This window comes from Hydrogenivirga okinawensis (assembly GCF_055385515.1).
On record NZ_AP042386.1, the window covers coordinates 1,310,952 to 1,325,557 of the forward strand.

14 protein-coding genes and 1 tRNA gene are annotated in these 14,606 nt (G+C 49.3%); 10 read left to right on the forward strand and 5 right to left on the reverse strand.

The window, feature by feature from the left end; genetic code table 11:
- The first annotated feature begins 2 nt into the window (after positions 1-2).
- From ACZ483_RS07570 to ACZ483_RS07585, 4 genes are read left to right on the forward strand one after another with little or no spacing between them, the layout of a single operon-like run.
- Positions 3-2,213, forward strand: a complete 2,211-nt coding sequence (locus tag ACZ483_RS07570; RefSeq protein WP_464323569.1) for a heavy metal translocating P-type ATPase — start codon at positions 3-5, stop codon at positions 2,211-2,213.
- A gap of 16 nt (positions 2,214-2,229) precedes the next feature.
- Positions 2,230-5,418, forward strand: a complete 3,189-nt coding sequence (locus ACZ483_RS07575; protein ID WP_464323570.1) for an efflux RND transporter permease subunit — start codon at positions 2,230-2,232, stop codon at positions 5,416-5,418.
- A gap of 3 nt (positions 5,419-5,421) precedes the next feature.
- Positions 5,422-7,173 carry a copper resistance system multicopper oxidase gene (locus ACZ483_RS07580; protein WP_464323571.1) on the forward strand — a complete coding sequence of 584 codons (1,752 nt, stop codon included), beginning with the start codon at positions 5,422-5,424 and terminating at the stop codon, positions 7,171-7,173.
- Positions 7,174-7,186: 13 nt separating this feature from the next.
- On the forward strand, positions 7,187-7,954 hold the full coding sequence (locus tag ACZ483_RS07585; RefSeq protein ID WP_464323572.1) for a copper resistance protein B: 768 nt from the start codon (positions 7,187-7,189) through the stop codon (positions 7,952-7,954).
- Position 7,955: 1 nt separating this feature from the next.
- Here the strand turns inward: ACZ483_RS07585 and ACZ483_RS07590 are convergent.
- Positions 7,956-8,027, reverse strand: a tRNA-Gly gene (locus ACZ483_RS07590).
- Positions 8,028-8,139: 112 nt separating this feature from the next.
- Between ACZ483_RS07590 and rplS the strand changes: the two genes are divergently transcribed.
- The 5 genes from rplS (at position 8,140) to ACZ483_RS07615 (ending at position 10,666) form a co-directional block, all read left to right on the forward strand.
- Entirely contained in the window at positions 8,140-8,622 is a 483-nt protein-coding gene (gene rplS / locus ACZ483_RS07595; protein WP_464323573.1) for a 50S ribosomal protein L19, read from the forward strand.
- The gene (locus tag ACZ483_RS07600; protein ID WP_464323574.1) at positions 8,619-9,191 is read left to right on the forward strand and encodes a ribonuclease HII; all 573 of its coding nucleotides are present in this window, start codon (positions 8,619-8,621) and stop codon (positions 9,189-9,191) included. The genes rplS and ACZ483_RS07600 overlap by 4 nt, the downstream gene beginning before the upstream one ends.
- On the forward strand, positions 9,188-9,397 hold the full coding sequence (locus ACZ483_RS07605; protein ID WP_464323575.1) for a hypothetical protein: 210 nt from the start codon (positions 9,188-9,190) through the stop codon (positions 9,395-9,397). The genes ACZ483_RS07600 and ACZ483_RS07605 overlap by 4 nt, the downstream gene beginning before the upstream one ends.
- A 109-nt stretch (positions 9,398-9,506) precedes the next feature.
- On the forward strand, positions 9,507-10,376 hold the full coding sequence (rsmH, locus tag ACZ483_RS07610) for a 16S rRNA (cytosine(1402)-N(4))-methyltransferase RsmH (RefSeq protein WP_464323576.1): 870 nt from the start codon (positions 9,507-9,509) through the stop codon (positions 10,374-10,376).
- On the forward strand, positions 10,373-10,666 hold the full coding sequence (locus ACZ483_RS07615) for a hypothetical protein (RefSeq protein ID WP_464323577.1): 294 nt from the start codon (positions 10,373-10,375) through the stop codon (positions 10,664-10,666). The genes rsmH and ACZ483_RS07615 overlap by 4 nt, the downstream gene beginning before the upstream one ends.
- Here ACZ483_RS07615 and nadC read toward each other — a convergent pair.
- Positions 10,620-11,444: a carboxylating nicotinate-nucleotide diphosphorylase gene (gene nadC / locus ACZ483_RS07620; protein WP_464323578.1), complete on the reverse strand. Its 825-nt coding sequence runs from the start codon at positions 11,442-11,444 to the stop codon at positions 10,620-10,622. The genes ACZ483_RS07615 and nadC overlap by 47 nt on opposite strands.
- 26 nt (positions 11,445-11,470) lie before the next feature.
- On the opposite strand from nadC, the gene ACZ483_RS07625 reads away from it, so the two are divergent.
- A complete protein-coding gene (locus ACZ483_RS07625) occupies positions 11,471-12,169 on the forward strand; it encodes a glycerophosphodiester phosphodiesterase (RefSeq protein WP_464323579.1) in 699 nt (232 codons plus the stop codon).
- Here ACZ483_RS07625 and ACZ483_RS07630 read toward each other — a convergent pair.
- Genes ACZ483_RS07630 through ACZ483_RS07640 form a run of 3 tightly spaced genes read right to left on the reverse strand, consistent with a single transcriptional unit; the run spans position 12,166 to position 14,600 of the window.
- On the reverse strand, positions 12,166-12,627 hold the full coding sequence (locus ACZ483_RS07630) for a gamma-glutamylcyclotransferase family protein (RefSeq protein ID WP_464323580.1): 462 nt from the start codon (positions 12,625-12,627) through the stop codon (positions 12,166-12,168). The two genes, ACZ483_RS07625 and ACZ483_RS07630, sit on opposite strands and share 4 nt — an antisense overlap.
- Positions 12,627-13,910 (reverse strand): bifunctional L-myo-inositol-1-phosphate cytidylyltransferase/CDP-L-myo-inositol myo-inositolphosphotransferase, encoded by a 1,284-nt coding sequence (locus tag ACZ483_RS07635; RefSeq protein WP_464323581.1) that lies wholly within the window; start codon positions 13,908-13,910, stop codon positions 12,627-12,629. The genes ACZ483_RS07630 and ACZ483_RS07635 overlap by 1 nt, the downstream gene beginning before the upstream one ends.
- A complete protein-coding gene (locus ACZ483_RS07640; protein WP_464323582.1) occupies positions 13,911-14,600 on the reverse strand; it encodes a uracil-DNA glycosylase in 690 nt (229 codons plus the stop codon).
- Positions 14,601-14,606 lie beyond the last annotated feature (6 nt).

Here is a 14,606-nt window from a genome sequence, read left to right on the forward strand (position 1 = left end):
ATATGGAACATACCTGCGGTCATAAACATAAAGAGGGAGACAAGGCTTTATATACGTGCCCACACCATCCAGAAATTCAGGTAGAAAAGCCCGGCAAATGTCCAAAATGTGGCATGGATCTTATAAAAATTGAAGAAAAAAAAGAACATAAACCAACGAAAGAACACTCCTGTGGTGCTCACATGAAACATGAACCTGAAGAATACGAACATGAAGGACACAAACACGAACGTGGAAAACACAGAGCCCACGCTGGACACGACCACGCTATGCACATGGGGGAGATGAAAAAAAAGGCTATAGTCTCAACGATACTTACAATTCCTGTTGTTCTCTATTCCAAAAGCCTTCAGGAACTCCTCGGCTTTTCCATGCCCGAGTTTCCCGGAAGCGAGTGGATAACGCCAATCCTCTCCACAATAGTTTTCTTCTACGGAGGACTCTTCTTCCTCAAGGGCATGGCGGACGAGCTTAAGCTCAAGAAACCTGGAATGATGACCCTTATAGGCATTGCCATATCGGTCGCCTTCGTATACAGCCTCTCAACCCTCATATTCGGTGGTAAAGAGTTCTTCTGGGAGCTCACAACACTCATAGTGGTGATGCTCTGGGGACATTGGATAGAGATGAAGTCGGTCTTGGGGGCTTCCCGTGCTCTTGAGGAACTCGTCAAGCTTATGCCCACCAAGGCTAACCTCATAAAGAACGGCGAGATAGTCGAGGTTCACATCTCCGAGCTGAAACCCGGAGACATAGTTCTCGTAAAACCGGGAGAGAAGATACCAGCCGACGGAGTGATCATAGAGGGCTCCACCCATGTAAACGAAGCTATGCTCACAGGGGAGTCCAAACCAGTTCCGAAGAAAGCGGGAGATAGAGTCATAGGCGGTGCTATAAACATGGAAGGCTCTGTAAAGGTGAGGGTTGAGAAAACAGGAGAGGAAAGCTATCTGAGTCAGGTCTTAAAGCTCGTCAAGGAAGCTCAGGAATCGAAAACCAAACTCCAGGACATGGCCGACAGGGTCGCCTTCTATCTAACTGTGGTTGCTATCGGTGTGGGAAGCGCATCTTTTATCATTTGGATACTTCTAAGAGGTGATATTCAGTTTGCCGTCGAGAGAGCGGTAACCGTGATGGTCATAGCCTGTCCCCACGCCCTCGGTCTCGCCATACCTCTCGTGGTAGCCATGTCCACTTCCTACTCCGCCAAGAACGGAATATTAGTGAGAAACAGGCTCGCCTTAGAGACCATAAGGGATGTCGATGCAGTGATGTTCGATAAAACGGGAACTCTGACGGAAGGCAGGTTTGGGGTTTCGGATGTGGTGTCAATTAACCTCTCAGAGACAGAACTCGTCAGACTGACCGCCGCCGTTGAGAAGCACTCCGAGCACGTCATAGCTCAGGCGATAGTTGAGGACGCGAAGGAAAACGGTATGAACCTCCCCGAGGTCAAGAACTTCAGAGCGGTTCCCGGAAAGGGTGTGGTGGGTGAAGTTGAAGGGAGACAGGTTGCGGTCGGGACGAACCTTCTGATGGATGAGTTAAAGATTGAAGGAAACGCAGAAATACTCAATAAGGTCAAAGAGTTAGAATCTCATGGCAAAACGGTTGTCCTCGTTGCTATAGATGGAAAACTGACCGGAGCTATTGCCCTCGCCGACAGGGTGAGGAAGGAGTCCTACGAAGCGGTTTCAGAACTGAAGAAGCTCGGAAAGAGAGTTGTAATGATTACGGGAGACTCGGAGGAGGTCGCCCGCTACGTGGCTCAGGAGCTCGGTATAGACGAGTTCTTTGCAAGGGTTCTCCCACACCAGAAGGCTGAGAAGGTGAAAGAGCTTCAGAACAGGGGCATGAAGGTGGCAATGGTGGGGGACGGAATAAACGACGCTCCAGCTCTCGTTCAGGCGGACGTTGGGATCGCTATAGGCTCCGGAACGGACGTGGCAATAGAGAGTGCGGACATAATCCTCGTCAGGAACGATCCCCGCGACGTGGTGAGGGTGATGAAGCTCTCGGTGATAACGGTCAAGAAGATGGTTCAGAACCTCTTCTGGGCTGCGGGCTACAACGTTATAACCATACCCTTAGCCGCAGGTGTCGCAGCGCCTTGGGGGATAATCCTAAAGCCCGCAGTGGGTGCGGTTTTCATGAGCGCGAGCACCGTGATAGTTGCTATAAACGCCATGCTCATGAGGAAAGAGCTTAAATGACTTCTGGAGGAGCCACATGGTAAAGCTGACCCAGTTCTTCATTCAGAACAGGATAGCCATACTTTTCACAACCTTGTTCCTGCTTCTTTACGGCTACTATTCCCTCAAGAAGACACCCATAGACGCCATACCTGACCTCTCGGACGTTCAGGTGATCATCTACTCAAAGTGGATAGGTCAGGTTCCTCAGGTCATAGAGGATCAGCTCACCTATCCCCTCGTTACCAACATGATGGGTGTCCCGAAGGTCAAAACGGTGAGGGGATACTCCGTTCCCAACTACTCCCTCGTCTTCATTATCTTTGAGGACGGAACGGACCTTTACTGGGCGAGATCAAGGGTCCTTGAGAAGCTCGCCACCATAAGGGGACAGCTTCCTAAGGAGGCGGACATACAGCTCGGTCCCGACGCCACGGGCGTGGGATGGGTATATCAGTACGCCTTAGTTTCAAAAACGAGAACCTTAGACGAGCTCTGGGCTCTCCAGAACTTTTACGTCAAGTACGCCCTCCTTTCCGTTCCGGACGTTGCTGAGGTCGCCTCGGTCGGAGGATACGAGAAGGAATATAGAGTTCTCGTAAAACCTGAGAAGCTCTACCAGTATGGACTCTCTCTGAAGGACCTCTACATGGCTCTCAAGAAGACGAACGTTGAGATGGGAGGTAAGTACGTTGAGATAAACGAGAGGGAGTTCCTCCTGAGGGCGGTAGGATACGCAAAGAGCAGGGAAGAGATAGCCAAGACCGTTGTCGCCTACAGGAACGGAGTTCCCATAAGGATAGAGGACCTCGGAAAGGTAGTAGAGACCCCCGCCTACAGGATGGGAGTGGCGGACTACAACGGGATGGGGGATACCGTAGGCGGTATAGTGGTGATGCGCTTCGGAGCGGACGCCTACAAGGTCATAAAGAACGTCAAGAAGAAGATAGAGGAGATAAAGAAGGGACTTCCCGAGGATGTAGAGCTCGTTCCCGTTTACGACCGCTCGACTCTTATAGAGAGGGCGATAGACAACCTCAAGACCAAGCTCATAGAGGAGTCCATAGTTGTCTTAGCCATAGTTGGCATATTCCTCTTCCACGTCCAGAGTGCGATAGTGATAATCATCTTCCTTATAGTCTCGCTCCTCGCCACCTTTATAACGATGAACCATCTGGGCATTACCTCCAACATCATGTCCCTCGGAGGGATAGCGATAGCTATAGGAACCATGGTGGACGCGGCTATAGTCCTCGTTGAGAACGTCCACCGGCGGGTTGAGGAGGGAGACGACCTCATAACCGCCATAACCCACTCCGCTAAGGACGTGGGAAAGCCCATATTCCTGGCTCTTTTAATAGTTACCGTCTCCTTCGTTCCCCTCTTCGCCTTGGAAGGTCAGGCAGGGAGGTTGTTTAAGCCCCTCGTCGCCACCAAGACCCTATCCATGCTCGTCGCCGCGATTATATCGGTGGTAATAGTTCCCGTTCTTATTTACTTCCTAGTCAGGGGGAGGATCCCGCCCGAGGAGAAGAACCCGATAGTGAGGTTTCTGATAAAGGTTTACGATCCCCTCTTTCACTTGGCGGTAAAGCTCAGGTATTTAATGCTCCTCCTCTTCGTAGTCATCGGAGCGAGCACCTTCTACTTCTACGAGAAGCTCGGAAGGGAGTTCATGCCCGCCCTGAACGAGGGAACGATACTCTACATGCCCACCTCCGTTCCCAGCGTATCCCGTCAGGAGATATTCAGAATAATAAACATTCAGGACAGGATACTTAAGCAGTTCCCAGAGGTTGAGAGCGTATTCGGTAAGGCGGGGAGAGCGGAGACCGCTACCGACCCCGCGCCCTTCTCAATGATAGAGACCTTCATAACCCTCAAGCCTGAAGAGGAATGGAGGAAGGTCAAGGAGGAGCGCTTCTACTCCAACTGGAACATACCTGAGTTCCTCAAGAACCTCCTCCGCAAGCTATTCCCTGAAGAAAGAACCATAACCTACACCGAGCTCATAAGGGAGATGGATCAGGCTATATCCGTTCCCGGTCTCTCCAACATGTGGACGATGCCCATCAAGGGAAGGATAGACATGATAACCACGGGGATACAGACCCCCCTCGGTATAAAGATATACGGGGACGACATAAACACCCTCAACGAGCTCGCCCAGCAGATAGAACAGATGCTCAAGGACGTGGACGGGATAATGAGCATCTTCGGTGAGAGGTCAACCAAGGCTACCTACATAGAGATAAGACCCAAGAGGGAAGCCCTCCAGAGATACGGACTCACCATCTCGGATATAAACATGGCTATAGCCCAGCTCTTTGCCAACTCCCCCGCCTCAACGATGATACTGGGAAGGGAACGCTACGGGATAACCCTCGGAGTTCCCTTAGATTACCGGTATGACCTTGAGAACCTGATGATACCTCTGAAGAACAGGTTAATTCCCCTCTCGGCGGTTGCGGATATTATCAGGACCGAGAGCCCCATAAGCATAAAGTCCGAGAACGGGCTCCTGACGAGCTACGTCTTCATAACTCCCGACCCCGCGGTGGACATGGGAACGGTTATAGAGAGGGCGGAGAAAGTTCTTCAGGAGAAGCTCAAGCTCCCCAAAGGATACTATTACGAGTGGAGCGGTCAGTTTGAGTACTGGAAGGCAGCCCTTGAGAACCTCAAGGTAATAATCCCCGTCGTTATCTTACTGATAGTTCTCCTCGTGTGGTTCACCTTCAACAAGCTCTTTGAGACCATCCTCGTCCTCCTCACCCTGCCCGTCGCCACCTTCGGCGGTGTAATGCTTATGTATCTCCTCGACTACAACATATCCATCGCCTCCATAGCGGGTTTCCTCGCCCTCTTAGGTATCGCGGCGGAGATGGGCATAGTGATGGTGGTCTATATTCAGAACTCTCTCCTGCACACGGCGATGAAATACGGAGGGAGGATACACGACAGGAAGGAAGCCTTTGAGGCAATATACCGCGGAGCGGTTAAGAGGATTAGACCCATATTTATGACCTTCTCCGCCATACTCCTCGGACTCCTTCCCATAATGAAGGGACACGGAACAGGTTCGGAGGTGATGTCAAGGATAGCAGCTCCCATGGTCGGCGGGATACTCTCTACCTTCGTGATAGTCCTCCTCTTCGTCCCCGCCCTCTACGCGATATACATGGAGTGGAGCACGAGGAGAGCGAAATCCTCCGAGGAGGTGTGAGCCATGGTGTCAAGACGAACTTTCATAAAGGGCTCGTTGGCGGCGGCGGGGATTTACGGACTGGGACCCGTCGCCTCTTTGGGAAGCTCTCCCCAAACCGCAAGTAAAGGTGTAGAGCTCGGCGACTATAGGGAGAAGGACGGCAAAATCATATACGACTTCGTTATACGCAAGAGCCCTGTAGAGTTCAATGGGAAAGTGGGAAGAGGCATAGCTATAAACGGAAACCTCCCCGCACCGCTCGTGAGATTAAGAGAGGGAACGGAAGCGGAGTTAAACATATACAACGAGCTCGATGAGATAACCTCTATCCACTGGCACGGAATACTCTTGCCTTATCAGATGGACGGTGTTCCAGGAGTTACCTTTCCCGGTATAAAGTCGGGAGGTAAGTTCACGGCGAAGTTCAAAGTCAAGCAGTATGGAACTTACTGGTATCATTCGCATGCAGGACTTCAGGAGCAATTGGGACATTACGGACCTCTGGTCATAGATCCCGAAGAACCCGAACCCTTCACCTACGACAGGGAATACGTGATAGTGCTCTCCGACTGGTCCTTTGAAGACCCCCACTGGATACTCTCAAGACTCAAAAAGGAGGACGGCTACTTCAACTACAACAAGAGAACAATCTTTGACTTCTTCAACGACGTAAAAACTAAGGGTTTCTCCCAAGCCCTCAGGGAGCGTCTTATGTGGGCACAGATGAGGATGTCCCCGAGGGACATAGCCGACGTTACGGGCGCTACCTACATATACCTGATAAACGGATACACACCCGAAGAGAACTGGACCGCTCTGTTCAAGCCGGGTGAGAAGATAAGGCTAAGGTTTATAAACGCCTCCGCCATGACCTACTTTGATGTGAGAATTCCCGGACTGAAGATGACCGTAGTTCAAGCGGACGGGCAGAACATCCAACCGGTGGAGGTGGACGAATTCAGAATAGCGGTGGCGGAGAGGTATGACGTGATAGTTCAACCCACGGAGTACAGAGCCTACACGATATTTGCGGAAACTATAGACAGGAGCGGATACGCGCGGGCAACGCTCGCCCCGAAGGAGGGTATGGAAGGTCCCATACCTCCGCGAAGAAAACCACCGGAGAGAGGTATGGAAGCCCACGGCGGAGCCCACATGAAACACATGATGCACGGCGGTAAGAAAAGGATGTACCACGGTATGCATACACATAGAGACCCCTGCGGGGTATGTGAGCCTAAGCTTAAAAACTACGACTTTGGACCAACAGCCGCCATGCTAAATCCGGAACCCATCTGCAGAATGGACGATCCAGGTGTGGGATTAAAGAACGCAAAGCACCGCGTTTTGACCTACGCCGACCTCAAAAGCTACGTCCCCTGGGAGTTTCTACATAAGAGGAAACCTGACAGAACAATAGAGATACACTTTACGGGAAATATGGAGAGGTTCATCTGGAGGATGTGGACCTACGACGGGAAAAGGTGGACCTCCGATATCAAGGACTTTATCAAGTGGCGTTACGGAGAGCTCGTGAGGATGATATGGGTGAACCACACCATGATGGACCACCCCATACACTTGCACGGCATGTGGATGTATCTTGACAACGGCTCCGGAGAATACAAGCCCAGAAAGGACACCATAAACCTCAAGCCCGGCGAGAAGATATGCATAGATGTCCTCGTGGACGCCTACGGATACTGGGCGTTTCACTGCCACCTCCTGTATCACATGCACATGGGAATGATAAGGGTCGTAGAGGTAACCTGAGGAGGTGAAAGCTATGAGGGGAAGAGTTCTAACGGTACTCGGGGGTATTTTGCTCTCTGCGCTTACCTTTGGACAGGATATAACCTTTTCAAAATACAGACCGGATCCGGAAACCATACAAAAGGTTCTCCTTCCTCCTTCCAGGTTCGGCAAGCTCTTTATAGATCTTTTTGAATACAACGTTAACTCCGATGAGAAGGAGATAGCTTACGATACGGAGTTCTGGTACGGCGGAGACTTTAACAGGTTATGGATAGAAACCGAAGGAGAACACTCCTTAGAAGAAGGTAGCGGGAGTGTTGAAAGGTTTAACCTCTACTACGCGCGACTCGTATCGCCGTTTTGGGATTTCCGCATAGGTTTAGGCACACAGGCGATTTACGGTGATGGGTCAGAAAGCAGGAACTATGCGGTGGTCGGTTTTCAGGGACTTGCACCTTACTGGTTTGAGGTGGATGTGAATATCTCCGTAGATACTGAAGGTAAAGCCACCGCCGACTTGGAGGTTGAATACGATCTTCTATTTACCCAAAGGCTCATACTTCAGCCGAGGTTTGAAACTTTGGTAGCCTTCTCGGACATAAACGATATGGGTATAGGTTCGGGACTCAATAACGTAGAGCTCGGTCTCAGGCTCAGGTACGAGATAAGGAGGGAGTTCGCTCCCTACGTAGGTGTGAGCTGGACAAAGTATTTTGGAAAGACCAGGGACCTAATAAAAGCTATCGGGGATGAAACGGAGAAGACCAACCTACTGATAGGTCTGAGGATGTGGTTTTGAGAGCGGGCGACGGGACTCGAACCCGCGACCTCCTGCTTGGGAAGCAGGCGTTCTACCGCTGAACTACGCCCGCTGACACTTAAATTATATACCTGACTATCAAAAGGGGAAAGGTCCGTCCGGGCTTGCAAATCAAAGTCTCTTATAGGATAATTTTCTATTCCATACTCTCAGGAGGAGAAGAGATGAACGGCGTTCTTGAAAGAGTCCAGCAGAGATACCTTCCGAAGAAGGAGTATCCCGATTTCAAGGTCGGAGACACCGTAAAGGTTTATTACAAGATAAAGGAAGGGGACAGAGAGAGAATACAGCCTTTCGAAGGTGTTGTAATAAGAATAAGAGGCAGCGGTGCGGACAAGACCTTCACCCTAAGGAAGGAATCCTACGGTGTTGGGATAGAGAGGATATTCCCCTACTACAGCCCCAACATAGAGAAGATAGAGATCGTGAAGATAGGTAAGGTCAGGAGGGCAAAGCTCTACTTCCTCAGAGAGCTCAAGGGTAAGATCGCCCAGAGGAAGATTAAGGAGATAAAGAAGTGGGAGTATGAAGCAATGCAGAGGAGGAAGGAGGAAGCCCGCAGACAGAGAGAGGAAGAGGCTAAGGCAGAGGAAGTTCAGGAGCAACCGACGGAGGAAACTAAAACCGAAGAAGCTCCCCAAGAATGATCGAGTATGAGGAAAAGTTCTGGAGGGAAGGACTTACCGTAGCAGGTGTTGATGAAGCCGGGAGGGGACCCCTCGCAGGTCCCGTTGTCGCCGCAGCCGTTATACTTCCCCCCTTTACGGAACCTTTCCTCAAAGGGGACTCCAAGAAACTGACCAAGAAGGAGCGGGAGGAACTTTACGAAATCATAAGAGAGTCCGCTATCGCGGTAGGAACCGCCGTGGTGGACAGCTCCGTAATAGACAGGATAAACGTATATCAGGCCACCAAGCTCGCCATGAAGAGGGCTTTAGAGGACTTGAAACACCCTTTTGACGTGGTCATAAGCGACTACGTGAAGTTAGAGGAGTTCAACTGCCTCCCTCTCGTGAGAGGGGATGAGAGAAGCCTCAGCTGTGCCTGTGCGAGTGTAATAGCAAAGGTTCTGAGGGACAGGATAATGGAGAGGTTCCATGAGGTTTATCCCGAATACGAGTTTGTAAAACATAAGGGCTATCCGACAAAGAAACACAGGGAGCTTATAAGGAAGTTCGGTATAACGGAGATACACAGGAAGAGCTTCAAGCTATGAAGAGGGAGGAGTTTTACGCATTAGTTGTTAAAGGGCTGGGGATACTCTTTATGTTCGTTCTCGGATACTTAGCCGAAGTGGGGAGGAATTATCCAAAGTGGACAGAAGGAGAGAGAATAGTATTTACAATCGGTTCAGGAGCTGTGATAGTGATTGCTTCAATACTTGTTCTCTTTACATTTAAACTCTGGAGGCTGACGAAATGAGCTGGGAGTGGTATCTCTTTATAGGCGGAATACTTATATTCTTGGGAGGTATGCTTTTTCTAACTTACGAGGTTCTGAAAACTCCCGACAAGGAAGAGAAAACTACCTGATGCACGTTCCAGTTCTTCTTGAAGAATCAACAGACCTACTGCTCGGAAACAGGGGCAAACTCTACGTTGATTGCACCCTCGGTCTTGGAGGACACACGAAGAGAATATTGGAGAAGAACCCTGAAGCTTTCGTCATCGGCATAGACAGGGACGAGGAGGCGATAGAGCTTGCCAAGGAGAACCTGAAGGAGTTTGAGGGAAGGTTCGCCATATACAAAGCCAACTTCGCCGACCTTGACGTTGTCCTTGAAGCTGAGGGAGTAGATAAAGTTGACGGCTTCCTCTTTGACCTCGGTGTCTCTATGTTCCAGTTGAAGAGTGAGAGAGGTTTCTCCTTCCAGATTGATGCTCCCCTTGACATGAGAATGGATAAGGAACAGAAGCTGACCGCTTACAGAGTTGTGAACGAGTATCCTGAAAAGGAGCTTGCAAGGATTATCTGGGAGTACGGAGAGGAGAGGCTGAGCAGGAAGATAGCCCGCGCGATAGTTCAATACCGCAAAAGGAAACCCATAGAAACCACAAAGGAGCTTGCAGACATAATCCTTTCGGTCTATCCCGAAAGACTCAAGCATGGGAGAATACACCCCGCAACGAAGACCTTTCAGGCTATAAGGATAGAGGTAAACAGGGAGCTTGAGAGCCTAAAAGAGGCTTTAGAAAAGACAACGGATAGATTAAATCCAAAGGGCAGACTCGTGGTTATAAGCTTTCACTCTTTAGAGGACAGGATAGTTAAGAACTTCTTTAGGGAGCACTCTCAGGAGCTGAAGATACTCACTAAGAAACCTATCACTCCTTCGGAGGAGGAGATAAGGATGAACCCTGCCGCGAGGAGTGCTAAATTAAGAGCAGGGGAGAGAGTATGAACCTTTTTATCGTCGTTGGCATCGCTGTGCTGATATTCTTAGGGAACATGATTTACTCCACCTACTCTATAAAGGTTCTAAAAGAACACTCCGAAAAGCTGAGCACTTACAAGAGCCTGAAGGAGGAGAACCTTAAACTCAAAGCCGAGATAGAGAAGATGCTCAACATCAAAGAGCTTGAGAGATACGCCCTACGGCGTGGTTTTAAGCCCTTCAACTGGGAGGAGTTCGCAATAATACTCTTCAAAGAACCTTCAAAGAAAGGTCGCACCAAGAAGCGCCGTAAATGATGGAACCTGAGGATATGTAGTTCACCCCTTCTATGGCATAATCCCTCACGTTCTCCAAGGTTATGTTACCAGAAACTTCCACTTCCACCTTTCCTCTCACGAGCTTGACCGCCTCCTTTACCTCCTCTGGAGTGAAGTTATCAAGCATCACTATATCAACGCCGAGTTCCAAGACCTTCTCAAGTTCCTCTAAGCTCTCCACCTCAACCTCTATCTTGTAGGCAGGACTAACCCTCTCTTTCACCCTCCTCACCGCTTCCTCAACACCTCCCGCAACCTTCTTGTGGTTGTCCTTTATGAGAACCATATCGTAGAGGGCAAACCTGTGGTTTTTGCCACCGCCGACCCTGACCGCGTACTTCTCAAAAAACCTGTATCCCGGCGTGGTCTTTCGCGTGTCTAAGACCTTCACTCCCGTTCCTTCCAGAGCTTTTACAAACTCCCTCGTGCGTGTGGCTATACCCGAAAGGCTCTGAAGGATGTTCAGAGCGAGCCTCTCCCCCATGAGTATCTGATCTGACCTTCCTTCAAGCTCAAGAATTACGTCTCCCTCTTTAAACTCCTTCCCCTCGCTTACAAGAGGTTTTAAATAAACCCCTCCGAGCATGAGAAAGAGCTCCTGAGCGAAGGGAAGACCCGCGAGAACCCCATCGGACTTAGCCTTTATGACCGCTCTGATGGTTTCCTCAGAACATATAAGTTCTGTGGTTATGTCTCCTGTTCCTAAGTCCTCCTCTAAGAAACGTTGGAGCTGGGAGCGGACGAAGAGCCTGTTCATGGGATATATGTTATCATCTGCCTCTAATGGCTAAACCGAGAGTTATAGCCCATAGGGGGTACAGTTCCAAGTTTAGAGAAAATACATGGGAAGCCTTTGAGGGAGCCTACGAAGTCGGAGCTGACATGATAGAACTTGACCTCGTTCTTACAAGGGACAGGAAAATATTCGTAAACCATGACCTTGATATTGAAGGTAAGCTGATAAGGGAGATGAACCTTGAGGAAGCCAAAGGAAGAATACCCGGCTCCATGGAGGTTTCGGAGGTCTTAGAATGGGCTGAGGACAGGAAAATCGGACTTTACTTGGACATAAAAGACAGGGACATGATAGAGGAATTAACGGAAATACTCAAAGATTTTGGGCACAGAACTAATATAGTCGTTTCCTCCTCAGACGATTTCCCTTTCATGAGAAGGTTTAAGGAGCTTAACGACCACATACTGACCGCACTTCTCTTCAGGAACGTTCTCCCACCCGAAGATATGGTAAGCCTTACCCGCAAGTATCAGGGAGACATAATCCATCCTTGCTGGGAGAACAAGCATCCCTTTCCTCACACTCTAATAAGCACTGAAGACATAAAGCACATGAAGAGTGAAGGCTTTGAAGTGGTCTGCTGGCACGAAGAGAGGAAGACTGAACTAAAAGAACTTGTAAAAAAGGGCTTTTGGGGCATTACAACCAACGACCCTGAAAGCTTAAGGAAAATAATAGACATCTAATCTATAGTTTTAACTTGCTTTAAGAACTCCATGTAATCCTCTGATAAAAAACTTTCACCTTTCAGGAGATGACTTAGATACTCTTTATCTGGCTTAAGCCCGCTTTCTGTTTTATCTTCTACCGCTATGTAAACCCAAGCATATACTGTCTCACTACTTCCCTTTATCTTCACAGGCAATTTCTTCCTTATATAATGGTTAGAATAGCCCTCGTATCCATCCAATTCTTTCAGTCCGGCTTCTGTTATTTCGTAAAGTACTCCTTCAACTTCCTTGTTCTTCTCATGAAGGATGTTTGCGTACCCTACACCCTTCTTTTTAGAAGCTTTCTTATTAAACACTAATCTGTAGCCTTTGAGAACCGCACCTCTTGGATTTCTAAACTCACCGCCCACCCTCTTCTGCATCCTTTCCAGATTCATATTAGAGCCATAGGCAAAGTAGTATATCTTCTTCATTACACACCCCCTCTATACTTCCATACGAACCACAAGGTCAATAACACCCTCAGATTGGTGACTAAGGCAAGTAAAACAAAAAGAGCCTTTATCCAGCCGAAAAGACAGAAGAGCATTATGAGGAATACCCTTTCGTCCCTTTTGCCGAGAAGCCATCTGAGTTCTTTTACCACGCCGTAGGCGTCCTCACAGAACGCTCCCCTGAACCTCTCCGCTGAGTAGCTCACCATGAGTGAACCGAAGACGGCAAAAAGAACCCATGGAAGAAACTCCTGAGAAGGCTTGAGCCACAGGGCGAGGGCTGACAGGAAAAGAAAGTCAACGTATCTGTCTAAGACCGAGTCGAGGTATCCTCCAAACTTGGTAGTTCTCATGCTCGCCCTCGCTATCTCCCCGTCTATCCCGTCTAACATTGAACTAAATTGATACAGAAGTCCACCCAAAGCCGGGCTAAACAGTGCTACCAGAGCCGAAAACACACCTATTAAGAAAGTTAACCACGTCGCCTGATTTGGTGTGAGCTTATCTACGAGCCTTTCGGAAAACCACAGAGAAACCTTCCTGTTGAGATGCCTTGAGATGAATCCATCCCCAGTTCCCTTTACGGAAACCCTTACCAGAGCCCTCTTCGCCTTTCCTATATCTTCGGGCGTGTCAACGTCTGTCCAGAACTTGCCAGAGACCGGTGTGCACTTTATACGGGCTGCCTTAACTATCTCGCTCAGGGTTACTTTATCCCTTTCTTTAACAAGTCTCTCAGCAGTTTCAAATACACTCTCGTTAAGAACAAAGAAACCCGTATCGTATCCGTTAAAGTTCTTCAAGCCCTTCCCGATATCTTCAATCCTGCCGTTTTTGCAGAGGACCTTGGTAGCCTCTTCCTGGTCCGTATACAAGGCGAGCTCGTCCACTATGAGCCCTTCCCCTTTGATGGCTTCCTCGATGAATTCCTCCGAGTACAGGTGGTCTCCCATCGTAAGAACAAATCTCCCGCTAAGGTGTCCTTTCGCCAAGTAAAGGGAGTAGCCATTCTCCCTTTCGGGATGTTCGTTGAGAACTATCTCGTAGCTTATGCCAAGCTTCCTGACGAAGTTCTCTATAGGTTCCCTGTTATGTTCGTTTACTACGATAACGAACTTACTTATACCTCTTCTCTCAAGGAGTTTTATAGTCCTGTATAGTATTTCCCTTCCTGCTACCTTTATCAGGGGCTTGGGCAGATACTGTGCATGCCCCTGCATTCTTTTAGCCAGACCCGCACAGAGGATAACTGCTGTGTCCATCTATCTACCCTCCAGCAGGCTTCTCACCTCTTCAAAGATCCTCACCCACTCCTCCCACTTGAGCCTTCCCGTTTGGGTGTTCTGCTTGCTCGGATGGTAGGAAGTCATCAGGATGTAAGGTATACCTTCCGGTTTATACCTGAGTCCGTGTCCGAACTTTATACCTTTGAGTTCAGCCTCCGGATAGAGTTTCTTCAAAGCCATGAGGGCTCCCTTCAGAGCTATACTTCCAAGGCAGAGGACAACCTTAACGTTCTTCAGGAACCTTAGCTCCTCCACCAGATACGCGTTGCAGTTCTCCATCTCCTCCTTTGTGGGTTTGTTCTCCGGCGGTGCGCACCTGACAACTGCGGTTATGTAAGCTCCCTTTAGCTCAAGTCCGTCGTCTTTGTTTTCAGAAGTCGGTTTGTTAGCTAAGCCGGTTTCGTAGAGTGCTCCGGCAAGCCAGTTCCCTGAGCTGTCTCCTGTAAACATCCTCCCCGTCCTGTTACCTCCGTGGGCTGCGGGCGCGAGTCCCACTATCAAAAGTCTTGCCTTCGGGTCTCCGAAGCCGGGGAGAGGTTTTCCCCAGTAGTTCCAGTCGGCATACCTTCTTACCTTCTTACACGCCACCTCCCTTATGTAGGCAGATAATCTTTCACACTTTTGACACTCAATAATTTCCCTGTTGAGTTCTTCCAAGGAATGCATGGGTAG

What these genes read in the sequence shown, in the direction of transcription:
- ACZ483_RS07570 (WP_464323569.1), top strand. Translation starts at nt 3, where the DNA reads ATGGAACATACCTGCGGTCATAAACATAAAGAGGGAGACAAGGCTTTA.
- ACZ483_RS07575 (WP_464323570.1), top strand. Translation starts at nt 2,230, where the DNA reads ATGGTAAAGCTGACCCAGTTCTTCATTCAGAACAGGATAGCCATACTT.
- ACZ483_RS07580 (WP_464323571.1), top strand. Translation starts at nt 5,422, where the DNA reads ATGGTGTCAAGACGAACTTTCATAAAGGGCTCGTTGGCGGCGGCGGGG.
- ACZ483_RS07585 (WP_464323572.1), top strand. Translation starts at nt 7,187, where the DNA reads ATGAGGGGAAGAGTTCTAACGGTACTCGGGGGTATTTTGCTCTCTGCG.
- rplS (WP_464323573.1), top strand. Translation starts at nt 8,140, where the DNA reads ATGAACGGCGTTCTTGAAAGAGTCCAGCAGAGATACCTTCCGAAGAAG.
- ACZ483_RS07600 (WP_464323574.1), top strand. Translation starts at nt 8,619, where the DNA reads ATGATCGAGTATGAGGAAAAGTTCTGGAGGGAAGGACTTACCGTAGCA.
- ACZ483_RS07605 (WP_464323575.1), top strand. Translation starts at nt 9,188, where the DNA reads ATGAAGAGGGAGGAGTTTTACGCATTAGTTGTTAAAGGGCTGGGGATA.
- rsmH (WP_464323576.1), top strand. Translation starts at nt 9,507, where the DNA reads ATGCACGTTCCAGTTCTTCTTGAAGAATCAACAGACCTACTGCTCGGA.
- ACZ483_RS07615 (WP_464323577.1), top strand. Translation starts at nt 10,373, where the DNA reads ATGAACCTTTTTATCGTCGTTGGCATCGCTGTGCTGATATTCTTAGGG.
- nadC (WP_464323578.1), bottom strand. Translation starts at nt 11,444, where the DNA reads ATGAACAGGCTCTTCGTCCGCTCCCAGCTCCAACGTTTCTTAGAGGAG.
- ACZ483_RS07625 (WP_464323579.1), top strand. Translation starts at nt 11,471, where the DNA reads ATGGCTAAACCGAGAGTTATAGCCCATAGGGGGTACAGTTCCAAGTTT.
- ACZ483_RS07630 (WP_464323580.1), bottom strand. Translation starts at nt 12,627, where the DNA reads ATGAAGAAGATATACTACTTTGCCTATGGCTCTAATATGAATCTGGAA.
- ACZ483_RS07635 (WP_464323581.1), bottom strand. Translation starts at nt 13,910, where the DNA reads ATGGACACAGCAGTTATCCTCTGTGCGGGTCTGGCTAAAAGAATGCAG.
- ACZ483_RS07640 (WP_464323582.1), bottom strand. Translation starts at nt 14,600, where the DNA reads ATGCATTCCTTGGAAGAACTCAACAGGGAAATTATTGAGTGTCAAAAG.